General features: G+C 54.0%; 12 protein-coding genes. 2 read left to right on the top strand and 10 right to left on the bottom strand.

Annotated features, from left to right (window positions below):
• Positions 1 to 2 precede the first annotated feature (2 nt).
• From rsmA to lptD, 4 genes are read right to left on the bottom strand one after another with little or no spacing between them, the layout of a single operon-like run.
• Positions 3 to 824: a 16S rRNA (adenine(1518)-N(6)/adenine(1519)-N(6))-dimethyltransferase RsmA gene (gene rsmA, locus ABZJ92_RS03305; RefSeq protein WP_001065372.1), complete on the bottom strand. Its 822-nt coding sequence runs from the start codon at positions 822 to 824 to the stop codon at positions 3 to 5.
• Positions 821 to 1,810: a 4-hydroxythreonine-4-phosphate dehydrogenase PdxA gene (gene pdxA / locus ABZJ92_RS03300; RefSeq protein ID WP_000241261.1), complete on the bottom strand. Its 990-nt coding sequence runs from the start codon at positions 1,808 to 1,810 to the stop codon at positions 821 to 823. The genes rsmA and pdxA overlap by 4 nt, the downstream gene beginning before the upstream one ends.
• Positions 1,810 to 3,096 (bottom strand): peptidylprolyl isomerase SurA, encoded by a 1,287-nt coding sequence (gene surA, locus ABZJ92_RS03295; protein ID WP_000800457.1) that lies wholly within the window; start codon positions 3,094 to 3,096, stop codon positions 1,810 to 1,812. Before surA ends, pdxA begins: the two co-directional genes overlap by 1 nt.
• A 52-nt stretch (positions 3,097 to 3,148) precedes the next feature.
• The gene (gene lptD / locus ABZJ92_RS03290) at positions 3,149 to 5,503 is read right to left on the bottom strand and encodes an LPS assembly protein LptD (protein ID WP_000746145.1); all 2,355 of its coding nucleotides are present in this window, start codon (positions 5,501 to 5,503) and stop codon (positions 3,149 to 3,151) included.
• Positions 5,504 to 5,757: 254 nt separating this feature from the next.
• Here lptD and djlA point away from each other — a divergent pair, with 254 nt between their 5' ends.
• On the top strand, positions 5,758 to 6,573 hold the full coding sequence (djlA, locus tag ABZJ92_RS03285) for a co-chaperone DjlA (RefSeq protein ID WP_001200573.1): 816 nt from the start codon (positions 5,758 to 5,760) through the stop codon (positions 6,571 to 6,573).
• A 116-nt stretch (positions 6,574 to 6,689) separates the two neighbouring features.
• Here djlA and rluA read toward each other — a convergent pair whose 3' ends face one another.
• The 6 genes from rluA to araB form a co-directional block, all read right to left on the bottom strand.
• On the bottom strand, positions 6,690 to 7,349 hold the full coding sequence (gene rluA / locus ABZJ92_RS03280; RefSeq protein ID WP_000525176.1) for a bifunctional tRNA pseudouridine(32) synthase/23S rRNA pseudouridine(746) synthase RluA: 660 nt from the start codon (positions 7,347 to 7,349) through the stop codon (positions 6,690 to 6,692).
• Between the two features lie 11 nt (positions 7,350 to 7,360).
• Positions 7,361 to 10,267, bottom strand: coding sequence for an RNA polymerase-associated protein RapA (gene rapA / locus ABZJ92_RS03275; RefSeq protein ID WP_001117023.1), 2,907 nt, complete (start codon positions 10,265 to 10,267; stop codon positions 7,361 to 7,363).
• A gap of 164 nt (positions 10,268 to 10,431) precedes the next feature.
• Positions 10,432 to 12,783, bottom strand: a complete 2,352-nt coding sequence (gene polB, locus ABZJ92_RS03270) for a DNA polymerase II (RefSeq protein ID WP_000035612.1) — start codon at positions 12,781 to 12,783, stop codon at positions 10,432 to 10,434.
• A gap of 74 nt (positions 12,784 to 12,857) precedes the next feature.
• On the bottom strand, positions 12,858 to 13,553 hold the full coding sequence (gene araD, locus ABZJ92_RS03265) for an L-ribulose-5-phosphate 4-epimerase (protein ID WP_000910215.1): 696 nt from the start codon (positions 13,551 to 13,553) through the stop codon (positions 12,858 to 12,860).
• A 199-nt stretch (positions 13,554 to 13,752) separates the two neighbouring features.
• A complete protein-coding gene (gene araA, locus ABZJ92_RS03260; protein ID WP_000963947.1) occupies positions 13,753 to 15,255 on the bottom strand; it encodes an L-arabinose isomerase in 1,503 nt (500 codons plus the stop codon).
• Between the two features lie 10 nt (positions 15,256 to 15,265).
• Positions 15,266 to 16,966, bottom strand: a complete 1,701-nt coding sequence (gene araB, locus ABZJ92_RS03255) for a ribulokinase (RefSeq protein WP_000951772.1) — start codon at positions 16,964 to 16,966, stop codon at positions 15,266 to 15,268.
• A gap of 338 nt (positions 16,967 to 17,304) precedes the next feature.
• Here araB and araC point away from each other — a divergent pair, with 338 nt between their 5' ends.
• Complete coding sequence (gene araC, locus ABZJ92_RS03250) at positions 17,305 to 18,183, top strand: arabinose operon transcriptional regulator AraC (RefSeq protein ID WP_005053594.1); 879 nt, start codon at positions 17,305 to 17,307, stop codon at positions 18,181 to 18,183.
• The last annotated feature ends 68 nt before the right edge of the window (positions 18,184 to 18,251 follow it).

Below are 18,251 nucleotides of genomic sequence, written 5' to 3'. Positions count from 1 at the left end.
CGTTAACTCTCCTGCAAAGGCGCGTTCTCCGCCAGATAGTTCGCCATCTGGCAATATTGCGCGACAGAGATATTTTCCGCTCGCATCGCCGGGTCGATCCCCATTCCGGTTAACACCTCGACGCTAAACAGGTTGCCGAGGCTGTTACGAATGGTTTTACGACGCTGGTTAAAGGCTTCGGTGGTGATGCGGCTCAACACGCGAATATCTTTAACCGGGTGAGGCATCGTTGCATGAGGGACCAGGCGCACGACGGCGGAATCCACTTTGGGTGGTGGTGTAAAGGCTGACGGCGGAACTTCCAGTACCGGGATCACGTTGCAATAGTATTGCGCCATGACGCTTAATCGACCATACGCTTTGCTGTTCGGTCCTGCAACCAGACGATTCACCACCTCTTTTTGCAACATAAAGTGCATGTCGGCAATGGCATCAGTATAGCTAAACAGATGGAACATCAACGGCGTGGAGATGTTATAAGGCAGGTTGCCGAAAACACGCAGCGGCTGACCCATTTTCTCGGCCAGTTCGCCAAAGTTAAAGGTCATCGCATCCTGCTGATAAATCGTCAGTTTCGGGCCTAAGAATGGATGCGTTTGCAGACGTGCCGCCAGATCGCGGTCAAGTTCGATGACCGTCAGCTGGTCCAGACGTTCGCCGACCGGCTCGGTCAATGCCGCCAGACCGGGGCCGATTTCGACCATTGCCTGGCCCTTTTGCGGGTTAATGGCAGAAACAATGCTGTCGATCACGAACTGATCGTTGAGAAAGTTTTGCCCGAAGCGTTTACGGGCTAAGTGGCCCTGGTGGACTCGATTATTCATTGGGTGTTAACAATCATTTTGATGGCGAGATTAAGCGCCGTAATAAAACTGCCGACATCGGCTTCGCCACGTCCCGCCAGTTCAAGCGCGGTGCCGTGGTCCACTGATGTGCGAATAAAGGGCAGGCCCAGCGTAATGTTCACACCGCGCCCGAAGCCCTGGTATTTTAGCACGGGAAGACCCTGATCGTGGTACATCGCCAGCACGGCGTCGGCGTTATCGAGATATTTCGGCTGAAACAGGGTATCGGCAGGCAGCGGCCCGTTGAGTTTCATCCCCTGCGCCCGCAGCTCGTCGAGCACCGGAATAATGGTGTCTATCTCTTCCGTACCCATATGACCGCCTTCGCCCGCGTGCGGATTCAGCCCGCAGACCAGAATGCGCGGTTCGGCAATACCAAATTTTGTACGCAAATCGTGATGCAAAATAGCAATCACTTCGTGCAAAAGTGCAGGGGTGATAGCATCTGCGATATCGCGCAGCGGTAAATGCGTCGTTGCCAGCGCCACGCGAAGTTCTTCGGTCGCCAGCATCATCACCACTTTTTTCGCCTGCGAACGCTCTTCGAAAAACTCGGTATGACCGGTAAACGGAATGCTTGCGTCGTTAATGACGCCTTTATGCACGGGGCCTGTGATCAGCGCAGCAAATTCACCGTTCAGACAGCCATCACACGCTCGCGCCAGCGTCTCCACCACGTAATGCCCATTTTCAATCGCTAACTGCCCCGCAGTGACAGATTCACGTAGCGCGACAGGAAGTAGCGTTAATGTGCCCGTAGTTTGCGGTTGTGCAGGGGAGTTGGGGGAATAAGGGCGGAGGGTGAGCGGCAAACCGAGCATCGCTGCCCGGTCGGTAAGGAGAGTGGCATCGGCACAAACAACCAGTTCGACCGGCCACTCACGCTGTGCAAGCTGGACAACTAAGTCCGGGCCAATCCCGGCGGGCTCGCCGGGAGTGATCACAACACGTTGGGTTTTAACCATTAGTTGCTCAGGATTTTAACGTAGGCGCTGGCACGTTGTTCCTGCATCCAGCTTGCTGCTTCTTCCGAGAACTTACGGTTCATCAGCATGCGGTATGCACGATCTTTCTGCGCAGCGTCGGTTTTATCGACATTACGGGTATCCAGCAGTTCGATTAAATGCCAGCCGAATGAAGAGTGAACCGGTGCACTCATTTGACCTTTGTTCAGGCGGGTCAGGGCGTCACGGAAGGCTGGATCGAAAATATCTGGTGTAGCCCAGCCGAGATCACCGCCCTGGTTAGCAGAACCTGGATCCTGCGAGAACTCTTTCGCTGCGGCAGCAAAAGTCGTTTTACCACTCTTGATATCAGCAGCAATTTGCTCCAGTTTCACGCGGGCCTGTTCGTCAGTCATGATCGGCGACGGTTTCAGCAGAATATGGCGAGCATGAACTTCGGTCACCGAGATATTTTTGCTTTCGCCGCGCAGGTCGTTAACTTTCAGAATATGGAAGCCAACGCCGGAACGAATCGGGCCAACAATGTCGCCTTTCTTCGCGGTGCTTAATGCCTGGGCGAAGATCCCCGGCAACTCCTGAATACGGCCCCACCCCATCTGGCCGCCGTTCAGCGCCTGCTGGTCGGCAGAATGAGCAATCGCCAGCTTACCGAAATCAGCGCCGTTACGCGCCTGATCGACAATGGCGCGCGCCTGGCTTTCCGCTTCGTTCACCTGATCAGAGGTCGGGTTTTCCGGCAGCGGGATCAGGATGTGGCTCAGGTTCAGCTCAGTGCTGGCGTCGTTTTGGTTACCCACCTGCTGCGCCAGGGATTCGACTTCCTGTGGCAGGATGGTGATGCGACGACGCACCTCGTTGTTACGCACTTCAGAGATAATCATCTCTTTGCGGATCTGGTTACGATAAGTGTTGTAGTTCAGACCATCGTAAGCCAGACGGCTGCGCATCTGATCCAGCGTCATGTTGTTCTGTTTCGCGATGTTAGCAATCGCCTGATCCAGCTGCTCATCGGAGATTTTCACTCCCATTTTCTGCCCCATCTGCAGGATGATTTGATCCATGATCAAACGTTCCATGATTTGGTGGCGCAGCGTCGCGTCATCAGGAAGCTGCTGCCTTGCCTGCGCAGCGTTCAGTTTTACCGACTGCATTAATCCATCAACGTCGCTTTCCAGCACGACGCCGTTATTGACGACGGCTGCGACTTTATCGACTACCTGGGGGGCAGCGAAACTGGTATTCGCGATCATGGCGATACCGAGAAGCAGCGTTTTCCAGTTCTTCATACTTTTTCCATTTCAATTAACCGCACTGCGGATTACGTGGTAAATCAACAAATCACAAAGTGTTTTGATACGGCAGAATGTTCGAACGCAGCATCTCTTGCGTACCCAGACCGTAGTTGGAGCTCAGGCCGCGAAGTTCGATGTTAAAGCCGATTGCGTTGTCATATACCGCATGTTGTTTATCGTTATCCCAACCGTTCAGCTTCCGCTCGTAACCGACGCGAATTGCATAGCAGCAGGAGCTGTATTGCACACCTAACATAGAGTCGGCTTGCTTGTTCGCATTGGTGTCGTAGTAGTAGGCCCCAACAATGGACCAACGATCGGCAATTGGCCTGCTGGCGACAGCACCTACCTGCGAAATACCATTCTTATATTGCTCAGCAGTGGAATAGTACTTAGGCAGCGTAGCCTGAATATATTCCGGGCTGGCGTAATGGTAATTCAGCTGTACCAGACGGTCTTCATCCCGACGGTATTCAATGCTGGAGTTACTGGTCGCTACGTTATCCAGACGTGTATCGTACTGAATCCCGCCACGCAATCCCCAACGCTCGGAGATACGCCAGTAGGTGTCGCCTGCCCACACCAGTGAGCCCGTTTTGTCGTCATTCTCCCATGTTATGTTGTCATCGCCAGTGCGAGACTCCGTGAAATAGTAGATTTGACCAACGGAAATATTAAAACGTTCAACGGCAGCATCATCATATATGCGAGATGTGACACCGGTCGTCACTTGGTTAGCGGAGGCAATACGGTCAAGACCGCCGTAAGTCCGGTCCCGGAACAGGCCAGAGTAGTCAGATTGCAGCAGAGACGAGTCGTAGTTATAGATGTCGCTCTGATCGCGATACGGCACGTACAAATACTGCGCGCGCGGTTCCAGCGTTTGGGTATAACCCGGAGCCAGCATTTCCATATCGCGTTCAAAGACCATTTTGCCGTCAACTTTGAATTGCGGCATTACGCGGTTAACGGATTCGTCCAGCTTGGTCGTGTTTCTGGAGTTATACCAGTCAAGATTGGTTTGCTGATAATGGGTTGCCAGAAACTTCGCTTCGGTATTGATGCTGCCCCAGTTATTAGAGAGCGGCAAATTGATGGTCGGTTCCAGGTGAACACGGGTTGCTTCAGGCATGTCGTCTCTGGTGTTAACAAAGTGCACTGCCTGGCCGTAAATACGCGTATCAAACGGACCAACATCATTCTGGTAGTAATTAACGTCTAACTGCGGCTCTGCCGAGTAGCTACTGGTGTTCTGTTCGCTGAAAACCTGGAACTGCTTGGTTGAAACGGTGGCATTGAAGTTTTGCACCGCATAGCCAACGCTGAATTTTTGCGTTGCGTAGCCGTCAGTACTGGAACCGTACTTGTTATCGAAATCATTGAAGTAGCTAGGATCGCTGACCTTGGTGTAGTCGACGTTGAAACGCCACACCTGATCCATGACCCCGGAGTGGTTCCAGTAGAATAACCAACGACGTGAACTGTCATCGTTCGGGTGTTCATCTTCATAGACTTTATCTGAAGGCAGATAGTCCAGTTCCATCAAGCCAGCGCCCGCCTGGGAGAGGTAGCGGAATTCGTTCTCCCACATGATGTTGCCACGACGATGCATATAATGCGGCGTGATGGTGGCATCCATATTTGGCGCGATGTTCCAGTAATATGGCAGGTAGAACTCAAAGTAGTTGGTGGTGGTGTACTTGGCGTTCGGGATCAAGAAACCAGAGCGACGTTTGTCACCCACCGGCAACTGCAAATAGGGGCTATAAAAGATCGGTACCGGACCCACCTTAAAGCGGGCGTTCCAGATCTCAGCAACTTGTTCTTCGCGGTCATGAATAATTTCGCTACCTACCACGCTCCAGGTGTCAGAACCCGGCAGACAGGAGGTAAAGCTACCGTTATCCAGAATGGTATAGCGGTTTTCGCCACGTTGTTTCATCAGGTCCGCTTTACCGCGACCCTGGCGACCCACCATCTGGTAATCACCTTCCCAGACGTTGGTATCTTTGGTGTTCAGATTCGCCCAGCCTTTCGGCCCTTTGAGGATCACCTGGTTATCGTCGTAATGGACATTACCGAGCGCATCAACGGTACGTACCGGCTCCGGTTGTCCTGGTGCCTCTTTTTGATGGAGCTGCACTTCGTCGGCCTGCAGACGGCTGTTACCCTGCATGATATCCACGCTGCCAGTAAACACGGCGTCATCCGGGTAGTCCCCTTTCGCGTGGTCAGCATTGATAGTCACGGGTAAGTCATTGGTATCGCCCTGTACCAGAGGACGGTCATAGCTTGGCACGCCCAACATGCACTGTGAGGCGAGGTCGGCTGCCAGTCCCTGTTGACTATAAAGGGCGGTGGCAATCATGGTGGCCAGGAGAGTGGGGATACGTTTTTTCATACGTTGATTTTATTGTTCCATCATCGGTAACGTTGCGCGTGACAAACGGTCAGAGACTAACGTACTCGTCATCTCTACGCTAGTGTTAATCCTGTCCGAATAGCGTCAGTGGTGTTAGGCACGGCATTGAATGACAGGTATGATAATGCAAATTATAGGCGATGTCCCACAATTGACCGCAGCCGGAAAACGGTAAAAGCACCTTTATATTGTGGGAGATAGCCCTGATATCCGTGTGTCGATTTGGGGAATATATGCAGTATTGGGGAAAAATCATTGGCGTGGCCGTGGCCTTACTGATGGGCGGCGGCTTTTGGGGCGTAGTGTTAGGCCTGTTAATTGGCCATATGTTTGATAAAGCCCGTAGCCGTAAAATGGCGTGGTTCGCCAACCAGCGTGAGCGTCAGGCGCTGTTTTTTGCCACCACTTTTGAAGTGATGGGGCATTTAACCAAATCCAAAGGTCGCGTCACGGAGGCTGATATTCATATCGCCAGCCAGTTGATGGACCGAATGAACCTTCATGGCGCTTCCCGTACTGCGGCGCAAAACGCGTTCCGGGTGGGAAAATCAGATAATTACCCGCTGCGCGAAAAGATGCGCCAGTTTCGCAGTGTCTGCTTTGGTCGTTTTGACTTAATTCGTATGTTTCTGGAGATCCAGATTCAGGCGGCGTTTGCTGATGGTTCACTGCACCCGAATGAACGGGCGGTGCTGTATGTCATTGCTGAAGAATTAGGGATCTCCCGCGCCCAGTTTGACCAGTTTTTGCGCATGATGCAGGGCGGTGCACAGTTTGGCGGCGGTTATCAGCAGCAATCTGGCGGTGGTAACTGGCAGCAAGCGCAGCGTGGCCCGACGCTGGAAGATGCCTGTAATGTGCTGGGCGTGAAGCCGACGGATGATGCGACCACCATCAAACGTGCCTACCGTAAGCTGATGAGTGAACACCATCCCGATAAGCTGGTGGCGAAAGGTTTGCCGCCTGAGATGATGGAGATGGCGAAGCAGAAAGCGCAGGAAATTCAGCAGGCATATGAGCTGATAAAGCAGCAGAAAGGGTTTAAATAAGTTTTAAACTGTAGGCCTGATAAGACGCGGCCCGCGTCGCATCAGGCAATCGGCGCACAATTGCCGGATGCGGCGTGAACGCCTTATCCGCCTACCGAACTGCGCCAGCGTGACGATTAAAAATCCGCTGGCGCTTTAAACGTCATACTATTGCCATACGCCGGATGGGTAATCGTCAACATCTCTGCATGTAGCAACAAACGCGGTGCCATCGCTCTCGCTTCTGGTGATGCATAAAAACGATCGCCGAGAATCGGATGCCCCAGCGCCAGCATATGCACACGCAATTGATGCGAACGCCCGGTAATCGGTTTTAACACCACTCTTGCCGTGTTATCCGCCGCATACTCCACCACTTCATATTCCGTCTGCGCAGGTTTACCCGTTTCGTAACAGACTTTCTGTTTCGGGCGGTTTGGCCAGTCGCAAATCAGCGGCAGATCCACCAGACCTTCTGCGGGGGATGGATGCCCCCAGACGCGGGCCACATACTGCTTTTTCGGCTCGCGCTCGCGGAACTGGCGTTTTAACTCCCGCTCCGCGGCTTTGGTCAGCGCCACTACAATCACGCCGCTGGTAGCCATATCCAGACGATGCACCGATTCTGCCTGCGGATAATCACGCTGAATGCGCGTCATCACGCTGTCTTTGTGCTCTTCCAGACGACCCGGCACTGACAACAAACCGCTCGGCTTGTTGACCACCATAATATGGTCATCCTGATACAGGATAACCAACCAGGGTTCCTGCGGTGGATTGTAGTTTTCCATCCCCATTTTCGGCTCCGTTACTGATGCGTTACAACGATCAAACGCAGGGCATCCAGACGCCAACCTGCCTGATCCAGGCTTTCCATTACCTGCTGACGGTTGCTCTCAATGGCGGTCAGTTCGTCGTCACGAATGTTCGGGTTCACTGCACGCAGAGCTTCCAGACGAGACAGCTCGGCAGACAGTTTTTCGTCGGCTTCGTTACGCGCTGCATCAATCAATGCACGGGCAGATTTCTCGATCTGCGCTTCACCCAGTTGAAGGATAGCGTGAACATCCTGCTGCACGGCGTTAACCAGTTTGCTGCCGGTGTGACGGTTAACCGCGTTAAGCTGGCGGTTAAAGGTTTCAAACTCTACCTGCGCCGCCAGGTTGTTGCCGTTTTTATCCAGCAGCATACGTACCGGCGTCGGTGGCAGGAAGCGGTTGAGCTGCAACTGCTTCGGAGCCTGGGCTTCAACCACATAAATCAGTTCCACCAACAGCGTACCTACCGGCAACGCTTTGTTTTTTAACAGTGAAATCGTGCTGCTACCGGTATCGCCAGAAAGGATCAGATCCAGACCGTTGCGGATCAGCGGATGCTCCCAGGTAATAAACTGTGCATCTTCACGCGCCAGCGCCACTTCACGATCAAAGGTGATGGTGATGCCATCTTCCGACAGGCCAGGGAAGTCCGGCACCAGCATATGATCGGACGGCGTCAGCACGATCATGTTGTCGCCGCGATCGTCCTGATTGATACCGATAATATCGAACAGGTTCATGGCGAAGGCGATCAGGTTGGTATCGTCATCCTGCTCTTCAATGCTTTCTGCCAGTGCCTGGGCTTTTTCGCCACCGTTGGAGTGGATTTCCAGCAGGCGGTCACGACCCTGTTCCAGCTGTGCTTTCAGCGCTTCATGTTGCTCGCGGCAGCTTTTGATCAGATCGTCAAAGCCTTCGGTTTGATCCGGTGAAGCCAGATAGTTAATCAGATCGTTGTATACGCTATCGTAAATAGTGCGTCCGGTCGGGCAGGTGTGCTCAAATGCATCCAGACCTTCGTGATACCAGCGCACCAGCACCGACTGAGCGGTTTTCTCCAGATAAGGCACATGGATCTGAATATCGTGCGCCTGGCCGATACGATCCAGACGACCAATACGCTGCTCCAGTAGATCCGGGTTGAATGGCAGGTCAAACATCACCATGTGACTGGCGAACTGAAAGTTACGTCCTTCAGAACCGATTTCTGAGCACAGCAGTACCTGTGCGCCGGTGTCTTCTTCGGCAAACCAGGCGGCAGCGCGGTCACGTTCGATAATCGACATACCTTCGTGGAACACCGCAGCGCGAATACCTTCACGTTCGCGCAGTACCTGCTCCAGTTGCAGCGCAGTGGCAGCTTTGGCGCAGATCACCAGCACTTTCTGAGAGCGATGGCTGGTCAGGTAGCCCATCAGCCACTCAACGCGCGGATCGAAGTTCCACCAGGTGGCGTTATCACCTTCAAATTCCTGATAAATACGCTCCGGGTAGAGCATATCGCGAGCACGATCTTCCGCACTTTTACGTGCGCCCATAATGCCGGAGACTTTAATAGCCGTCTGATACTGCGTCGGTAGCGGCAGCTTAATGGTGTGCAGCTCGCGTTTCGGGAATCCTTTCACACCGTTACGCGTGTTACGGAACAGCACGCGGCTGGTGCCGTGGCGATCCATCAGCATCGAAACCAGCTCCTGACGGGCGCTCTGGGCATCTTCGCTGTCGCTGTTTGCTGCCTGCAACAGCGGCTCGATATCCTGCTCGCCGATCATCTCGCCGAGCATGTTCAGTTCGTCATTGCTCAGTTTGTTACCTGCCAGCAGCATGGCAACGGCGTCCGCAACCGGACGATAATTTTTCTGCTCTTCAACGAACTGCGCAAAATCGTGGAAACGGTTCGGGTCCAGCAGACGCAGACGGGCGAAGTGGCTTTCCATCCCCAGCTGTTCCGGGGTCGCGGTCAGCAGCAGAACGCCCGGCACGTGCTCTGCCAGTTGTTCAATGGCCTGATATTCACGGCTTGGCGCATCTTCGCTCCACACCAGGTGATGCGCTTCATCGACCACCAGCAGGTCCCATTCGGCTTCACAGAGATGTTCCAAGCGCTGTTTGCTACGACGGGCAAAATCCAGCGAGCAAATCACCAGCTGTTCGGTGTCAAACGGGTTGTAAGCATCGTGCTGAGCTTCGGCATAACGCTCATCATCAAACAGAGCAAAGCGCAGGTTGAAACGGCGCAGCATTTCTACCAGCCACTGATGCTGTAAGGTTTCCGGGACGATAATCAGCACACGTTCAGCAGCGCCAGAGAGCAGTTGCTGATGCAGGATCATCCCGGCTTCAATGGTTTTCCCTAAACCCACTTCGTCAGCCAGCAGGACGCGCGGCGCGTGGCGGCGACCAACATCATGAGCGATGTTGAGCTGATGCGGGATCAGGCTGGTACGCTGACCGCGCAGGCCGCTGTACGGCATACGGAACTGTTCGCTGGAATACTTACGCGCGCGATAACGCAGCGCAAAGCGGTCCATACGGTCAATCTGCCCGGCAAACAGACGGTCCTGCGGTTTGCTGAACACCAGTTTGCTATCAAGGAAAACTTCACGCAGGGCTACGCCGGACTCTTCAGTATCCAGGCGAGTACCGATATAGGTCAGCAAGCCATTTTCTTCTTTTACTTCTTCGACTTGCATCTGCCAGCCGTCATGGCTGGTAATGGTATCACCAGGGTTGAACATCACGCGGGTCACGGGGGAATCACTGCGTGCGTACAGACGGTTTTCACCAGTAGATGGGAAAAGTAAAGTGACAGTTCGCGCATCCACCGCGACAACGGTTCCAAGTCCCAATTCGCTTTCTGTATCGCTGATCCAGCGTTGACCAAGTGTAAAAGGCATATGTGTTCGGCTCTATATCTTTAATTGCAGGCAATAACCACCCGCTACCGTGCTTATGAGGTAGTGGTGTTATTCAGGTCCAGGAATGGAAAGGGCGCTATGGTACTGGATGGCAAAGCATTCGTCACGCATCAAAATGGTATCTGGCGAACTCTTTTTTTTGCTCAAAATAGCCCAAGTTGCCCGGTCATAAGTGTAGCAAAATTATCCTCAATAAAAGGGAGTATTCCCTCCGCCACGGGTTGTAGCTGGCGGGTCAGATAGTGTTCGTAATCCAGTGGTGAACGTTGGTAGTCCAGCGGCTCCGGGCCGTTGGTGGTCCATACGTACTTAATGGTGCCGCGATTCTGATATTGCAAGGGGCGACCGCGCTTTTGATTTTCTTCATCGGCAAGGCGAGCGGCGCGTACATGAGGCGGAACATTACGCTGATATTCGCTCAGCGGACGGCGAAGGCGTTTACGGTAAACCAGCCGCGCATCCAGTTCACCCGCCATCAGTTTGTCGATGGTTTGGCGGACGTACTCCTGATATGGCTCGTTGCGGAAGATACGCAGGTACAGCTCCTGCTGAAACTGCTGGGCCAGCGGCGTCCAGTCGGTGCGCACGGTTTCCAGCCCTTTAAACACCATCCGCTGCTTGTCGCCCTCCTGAATCAGCCCGGCGTAGCGCTTTTTACTGCCGGTATCAGCTCCGCGAATGGTTGGCATAAGAAAACGGCAGAAATGAGTTTCATACTCCAGTTCTAATGCGCTGGTCAGCCGTTGTTTTTGCAGCGTTTCCGCCCACCAGGCGTTAACGTGCTGCACCAGTGCACGACCGATTTTCGCCGCCTCTTCTTCCGAATGTGCACCTTTTAGCCAGACAAAAGTCGAGTCGGTATCTCCGTAGATAATGTCGTAGCCCTGCGCTTCAATCAATGCTTTGGTCTGCCGCATGATCTGATGACCACGCATGGTGATCGACGATGCCAGGCGCGGATCGAAGAAGCGGCAGGCGGTGGTGCCGAGCACGCCATAAAAGGCATTCATAATGATCTTCAGCGCCTGCGAAAGCGGCTTATTACCCTGACGTTTGGCTTTATCGCGCCCGTGCCAGATGTTAGTCACAATCTCCGGCAGGCAATGTTTCTCCCGTGAGAACCAGGCATCGAGAAAACCTTCGGTACTGTGCTCTGGATCAGGTTGCGCCATGCCTTCAACCAGCCCGACGGGATCAATCAGAAAGGTGCGGATGATCGACGGGTACAGGCTTTTATAGTCCAGCACCAGCACTGAATCATAAAGCCCTGGCCGTGAATCCATCACGTAGCCGCCAGGGCTGGCGTGCGGCGGCACTTCGCCGAGATTAGGCGCGACATAACCAGCGCGATGCATTCGCGGAAAATAGAGATGACCAAACGCTGCCACCGAACCGCCGTGCCGATCCACCGGCAGGCCGTTCACCGTTGCTCGTTCGAGTAAAAATGGCATGATTTCAGTTTTGTGGAAGATCTGCGTCACCAGCTCGCAATCTTTCAGGTTATAAGTTGCCAGCGCAGGTTTATCTTCGGCGAAACGGCGGTCAATTTCGTCCATTCGATCCCACGGGTTATCGATAGATTTTCCTTCGCCTAATAGCTCCTGAGCGACAGTTTCCAGCGAGAATGAAGAGAAATTCCAGAACGCGGATTTCAGCGCCTCGATACCGTCGATAATTAGCCGACCTTTAGCCTGGGCAAAAAAGACGCCGTTTTTAAAGCCGTGCTCGCGCCACTCCAGCTCGCTATTATCGCGCCCAAGACGCAGCGGAAGACGGTAACGCTCGGCATGTTTTTGCAGCATTCGCAGATCGAACTGCACCACGTTCCAGCCGATGATCACATCGGGATCGTGGTTTGCAAACCAGGCGTTGAGTTTTTCCAGCAGCAGCGGGCGGCTGGCGACGTATTCCAGTTCGAAATCAAGCGAGGAGGCGTCGCCATTCTCCGGCCCCAGCATATAAACGATGCGCTGCCCGCAGCCTTCCAGGCCGATGCAGTACAGCTCACCGTGGCGGGTGGTTTCAATATCTATAGAAACCCACTTGAGCGGCGGACGATAGTCGGGATGCGGTTTCAGACGGGCATTAACGATAGTGCCATTGTGCATATCACCCTCGACCCACACCGGTGAGGTGATAAACCGCTCCATCAGATAGCGTTCTGGCGGGCGCACATCGGCCTCGTAGACGGTAACGCCACCTTCACGCAGACGCTTTTCGTAATTCATCAATTGGCGATGGGCGCGACAGTAAAGGCCATACACCGGCTGGCGGTGAAAATCCTTTAACGCCAGCGGTGTCAGACGAAAGCCTTGTTCACCCTGCAAAATATGCTGAGCGCGGGGAACCTGATCGGCGTGAATAAACGCCACGGACTCTTGCGGTGCAAGCGTAACCTGCAACGGCCCGTTGTCCGTCGCCAGCCAGAAGGAGACTTCTGTCCCTTGCGGGGTGTCCCGCCAGTGTCGGGTTAAGATAAAACCTGCCTGCGCCACGCTGAAAATCCATCAAAAAACCAGGCTTGAGTATAGCCTGGTTTCGTTTGATTGGCTGTGGTTTTATACAGTCATTACTGCCCGTAATATGCCTTCGCGCCATGCTTACGCAGATAGTGTTTATCCAGCAGCGTTTGCTGCATATCCGGTAACTGCGGCGCTAACTGACGGCAGAATATCCCCATATAAGCGACCTCTTCCAGCACGATGGCGTTATGCACCGCATCTTCGGCATTTTTGCCCCATGCAAACGGGCCGTGGGAATGGACCAGAACGCCGGGCATTTGCGCTGCATCGATACCCTGTTTTTCAAAGGTTTCTACGATGACGTTACCGGTTTCCCACTCATATTCGCCGTTGATTTCTGCGTCGGTCATTTTGCGGGTGCAGGGAATGGTGCCGTAGAAATAGTCGGCGTGGGTGGTGCCGGTTGCTGGAATCGACTGACCCGCCTGCGCCCAGATGGTGGCGTGGCGCGAGTGCGTATGCACAATGCCGCCAATGGAGGGGAATGCCTGATAGAGCAGCCGGTGAGTTGGCGTGTCGGAGGAGGGCTTTTTCGTACCTTCAACCACTTCACCGGTTTCGATGCTAACCACGACCATATCGTCAGCGGTCATGACGCTGTAATCGACGCCGGAAGGTTTGATCACAAAGACGCCGCGCTCGCGATCAACGGCGCTGACGTTGCCCCATGTGAGCGTGACCAGGTTGTGTTTTGGCAGCGCCAGGTTGGCTTCTAATACCTGGCGTTTGAGATCTTTTAACATGTTGACTCCTTCGTGCCGGATGCGCTTCGCTTATCCGGTCTACAAAATCGCAGCGCGTAGGCCTGATAAGACGCGCCAGCGTCGCATCAGGCGTTGAATGCCGGATGCGCTTTGCTTATCCGGCCTACAAAATCGCAGCGTGTAGGCCAGATAAGACGCGTCAGCGTCGCATCAGGCGTTACATACCTGATGTGGCTACTTAGCGACGAAATCCGTAATACACTTCGTTCCAGCGCAGTGCGTCTTTAAACGCTGGCAGGCGGGTGTCGTTATCAATCACCGTGATTTCAATGTCGTGCATCTCGGCGAACTGGCGCATATCGTTGAGGTTCAGCGCATGGCTGAAGACGGTATGGTGCGCGCCACCAGCGAGGATCCACGCTTCGGAAGCAGTTGGCAGATCCGGTTGCGCTTTCCACAGTGCATTCGCCACCGGCAGTTTCGGCAGGGAGTGCGGTGTTTTCACCGTGTCGATACAGTTAACCAGCAGACGGTAACGATCGCCGAGATCAATCAGGCTGGCGACAATCGCTGGACCGGTTTGGGTATTGAAGATCAGTCGGGCAGGATCGTCCTTACCACCAATACCGAGATGCTGAACGTCGAGGATCGGTTTCTCTTCTACGGCAATCGACGGGCAGACTTCCAGCATATGGGAGCCGAGCACCAGGTCATTACCTTTCTCGAAGTGATAGGTGTAGTCCTCCATAAAGGAGGTGCCGCCCTGCAGACCGGTTGACATCACCTTCATGATGCGAAGCAGGGCGGCGGTTTTCCAGTCGCCTTCGCCCGCAAAGCCGTAACCCTGCTGCATCAGACGCTGTACGGGCAGACCTGGAAGCTGTTTCAGACCGTGCAAATCTTCAAAGGTGGTGGTGAACGCGTGGAAGCCACCTTGTTCCAGGAAACGCTTCATCCCCAGCTCAATACGCGCCGCTTCCAGCACGTTCTGTCGTTTTTCGCCGTGGATTTGTGTGGCAGGCGTCATGGTGTAGCAGCTTTCGTACTCATCGACCAGCGCGTTAACATCGCCGTCGCTGATGGAGTTCACCACCTGCACCAGATAGCCAACCGCCCAGGTATTGACGGAGAAACCGAACTTGATCTGTGCGGCAACTTTATCGCCATCGGTGACCGCCACTTCACGCATGTTATCGCCAAATCGGCAGACTTTCAGATGACGGGTATCCTGTTTAGAGACCGCCTGACGCATCCAGGAGCCGATACGCTCATGGGCTTGTTTATCCTGCCAGTGACCGGTAACGACGGCATGTTGCTGACGCATACGCGCGCCAATGAAGCCGAACTCGCGACCGCCATGTGCAGTCTGGTTCAGGTTCATAAAGTCCATATCGATACTGTCCCACGGCAGCGCCGCGTTGAACTGGGTGTGGAATTGCAGCAACGGTTTGTTGAGCATGGTCAGGCCGTTGATCCACATTTTGGCCGGGGAGAAGGTGTGCAGCCACACCACCAGACCAGCGCAACGATCGTCGTAATTCGCGTCGCGGCAAATAGCGGTGATTTCATCCGGCGTGGTGCCCAGCGGTTTCAACACCAGTTTGTAGGGCAGTTTCGCTTCCGTATTCAGCGCATTAACAACGTGCTCGGCATGTTGGGTGACCTGACGCAGGGTTTCCGGGCCATACAGATGCTGGCTGCCAATGACAAACCACACTTCATAATTATCAAAAATCGCCATTATCGTGTCCTTATAGAGTCGCAACGGCCTGGGCAGCCTGTGCCGGGGCGGAAGTTGGAAGATAGTGTTGTTCGGCGCTCATCGCCCATTGCTGATAGCGGCGATAAAGCTGTTCAAAGCGTTGTGCCTGTTCGCTGCGCGGTTGCAGGGTTTTCTCTACCGCACTGGCCATTTTTTGCTGGGCTGATGGGATGTCTGCGTGCACTTTCGCGGCGACGGCAGCAAAAATCGCCGCACCGAGCGCACAGCACTGGTCAGAGGCAACAATTTGCAGCGGGCGATTCAGCACGTCGCAGCAGGCCTGCATAATGACCTGGTTTTTCCGCGCGATGCCGCCCAGCGCCATCACGTTATTGACGGCGATCCCCTGATCGGTAAAGCACTCCATGATTGCGCGTGCGCCAAAGGCGGTGGCAGCAATCAAACCGCCGAACAGCAGCGGAGTGTCGGTAGCGAGGTTAAGATCGGTAATCACCCCTTTCAGGCGTTGGTTAGCGTTTGGCGTGCGACGACCGTTAAACCAGTCGAGCACCACCGGCAGGTGATCCAGAGACGGATTTTTGGCCCATGCTTCGGTCAGCGCCGGAAGCAGTTGTTTCTGGCTGGCGTTGATTTGCGCTTTCAGTTCCGGATGCTGGGCGGCAAGCTGTTCCAGCGGCCAGCCGAGTACGCGACCAAACCAGGCGTAGATATCACCAAACGCCGATTGGCCTGCTTCCAGACCGATAAATCCAGGCACCACGCTGCCATCAACCTGACCGCAAATACCTTTAACTGCCCGCTCGCCAACGCTCTGTTTGTCGGCAATCAGAATGTCGCAGGTGGAAGTACCGATAACTTTTACCAGTGCGTTAGGCTGTGCGCCTGCGCCAACTGCGCCCATATGGCAGTCAAACGCGCCGCCGGAAATCACCACGCTTTCAGGCAGGCCGAGACGCTGCGCCCATTCCGGGCATAAGGTGCCCACCGGAATATCGGCAGTCCAGGTGTCAGTGAACAGCGGGGAAGGCAAATGGCGATTGAGGATCGGGTCCAGCTCATCAAAGAAACTGGCTGGCGGCAAGCCGCCCCAGCTTTCGTGCCACAGAGATTTATGCCCGGCGCTGCAACGTCCGCGACGAATATCCTGCGGGCGGGTGGTACCGGAAAGCAGAGCTGGCACCCAGTCGCACAGCTCAATCCACGATGCGGCAGATTGCGCCACGGCGCTGTCCTGGCGAGTCACATGCAGGATTTTTGCCCAGAACCATTCGCTGGAATAAATACCGCCAATATAGCGGGAGTAGTCAACGTTGCCCGGCGCGTGGCACAAACGGGTAATCTCTTCCGCTTCTTCAACCGCAGTGTGGTCTTTCCACAATACGAACATCGCGTTCGGGTTTTCGGCAAACTCCGGGCGCAGCGCCAGCACGTTACCGTCGGCATCAATCGGTGCGGGCGTCGAGCCGGTACTGTCAACGCCAATCCCGACCACAGCTGCGCGCTGTTCGACGCTAAGCTCTGCAAGCACGGTTTTCAGTGCCGCTTCCATTGACTCAATGTAGTCACGCGGATGATGACGGAACTGGTTATTCGGGGCATCACAAAATTGCCCTTTTTGCCAACGGGGATACCACTCTACGCTGGTGGCGATCTCTTCACCGCTGGCGCAGTCCACCGCCAAAGCTCGCACAGAATCACTGCCAAAATCGAGGCCAATTGCAATCGCCATCGTTTCACTCCATCCAAAAAAACGGGTATGGAGAAACAGTAGAGAGTTGCGATAAAAAGCGTCAGGTAGGATCCGCTAATCTTATGGATAAAAATGCTATGGCATAGCAAAGTGTGACGCCGTGCAAATAATCAATGTGGACTTTTCTGCCGTGATTATAGACACTTTTGTTACGCGTTTTTGTCATGGCTTTGGTCCTGCTTTGTTACAGAATGCTTTTAATAAGCGGGGTTACCGGTTGGGTTAGCGAGAAGAGCCAGTAAAAGACGCAGTGACGGCAATGTCTGATGCAATATGGACAATTGGTTTCTTCTCTGAATGGCGGGAGTATGAAAAGTATGGCTGAAGCGCAAAATGATCCCCTGCTGCCGGGATACTCGTTTAATGCCCATCTGGTGGCGGGTTTAACGCCGATTGAGGCCAACGGTTATCTCGATTTTTTTATCGACCGACCGCTGGGAATGAAAGGTTATATTCTCAATCTCACCATTCGCGGTCAGGGGGTGGTGAAAAATCAGGGACGAGAATTTGTCTGCCGACCGGGTGATATTTTGCTGTTCCCGCCAGGAGAGATTCATCACTACGGTTGTCATCCGGAGGCTCGCGAATGGTATCACCAGTGGGTTTACTTTCGTCCGCGCGCCTACTGGCATGAATGGCTTAACTGGCCGTCAATATTTGCCAATACGGGTTTCTTTCGCCCGGATGAAGCGCACCAGCCGTATTTCAGCGACCTGTTTGGGCAAATCATTAACGCCGGGCAAGGGGAAGGGCGCTATTCGGAGCTGCTGGCGATGAATCTGCTTGAGCAATTGTTACTGCGGCGCATGGAAGCGATTAACGAGTCGCTCCATCCACCGATGGATAATCGTGTACGCGAGGCTTGTCAGTACATCAGCGATCACCTGGCAGACAGCAATTTTGATATCGCCAGCGTCGCACAGCATGTTTGCTTGTCGCCGTCGCGTCTGTCACATCTTTTCCGCCAGCAGTTAGGGATTAGCGTCTTAAGCTGGCGCGAGGACCAACGTATCAGCCAGGCGAAGCTGCTTTTGAGCACCACCCGGATGCCTATCGCCACCGTCGGTCGCAATGTTGGTTTTGACGATCAACTCTATTTCTCGCGGGTATTTAAAAAATGCACCGGGGCCAGCCCGAGCGAGTTCCGTGCCGGTTGTGAAGAAAAAGTGAATGATGTAGCCGTCAAGTTGTCATAATTGGTAACGAATCAGACAATTGACGGCTTGACGGAGTAGCATAGGGTTTGCAGAATCCCTGCTTCGTC

It is taken from the genome of Shigella sp. FJ200513, from assembly GCF_040495915.1.
GTDB lineage: Bacteria > Pseudomonadota > Gammaproteobacteria > Enterobacterales > Enterobacteriaceae > ECMA0423.
This window is presented reverse-complemented; position numbering and strand designations above follow the sequence as displayed.

Excerpts from the sequence above, each read along its gene's own strand:
- djlA (WP_001200573.1), top strand. The coding sequence starts at position 5,758 with ATGCAGTATTGGGGAAAAATCATTGGCGTGGCCGTGGCCTTACTGATG.
- rapA (WP_001117023.1), bottom strand. The coding sequence starts at position 10,267 with ATGCCTTTTACACTTGGTCAACGCTGGATCAGCGATACAGAAAGCGAA.
- lptD (WP_000746145.1), bottom strand. The coding sequence starts at position 5,503 with ATGAAAAAACGTATCCCCACTCTCCTGGCCACCATGATTGCCACCGCC.
- rluA (WP_000525176.1), bottom strand. The coding sequence starts at position 7,349 with ATGGGGATGGAAAACTACAATCCACCGCAGGAACCCTGGTTGGTTATC.
- surA (WP_000800457.1), bottom strand. The coding sequence starts at position 3,096 with ATGAAGAACTGGAAAACGCTGCTTCTCGGTATCGCCATGATCGCGAAT.
- araD (WP_000910215.1), bottom strand. The coding sequence starts at position 13,553 with ATGTTAAAAGATCTCAAACGCCAGGTATTAGAAGCCAACCTGGCGCTG.
- araB (WP_000951772.1), bottom strand. The coding sequence starts at position 16,966 with ATGGCGATTGCAATTGGCCTCGATTTTGGCAGTGATTCTGTGCGAGCT.
- araA (WP_000963947.1), bottom strand. The coding sequence starts at position 15,255 with ATGGCGATTTTTGATAATTATGAAGTGTGGTTTGTCATTGGCAGCCAG.
- rsmA (WP_001065372.1), bottom strand. The coding sequence starts at position 824 with ATGAATAATCGAGTCCACCAGGGCCACTTAGCCCGTAAACGCTTCGGG.
- araC (WP_005053594.1), top strand. The coding sequence starts at position 17,305 with ATGGCTGAAGCGCAAAATGATCCCCTGCTGCCGGGATACTCGTTTAAT.
- pdxA (WP_000241261.1), bottom strand. The coding sequence starts at position 1,810 with ATGGTTAAAACCCAACGTGTTGTGATCACTCCCGGCGAGCCCGCCGGG.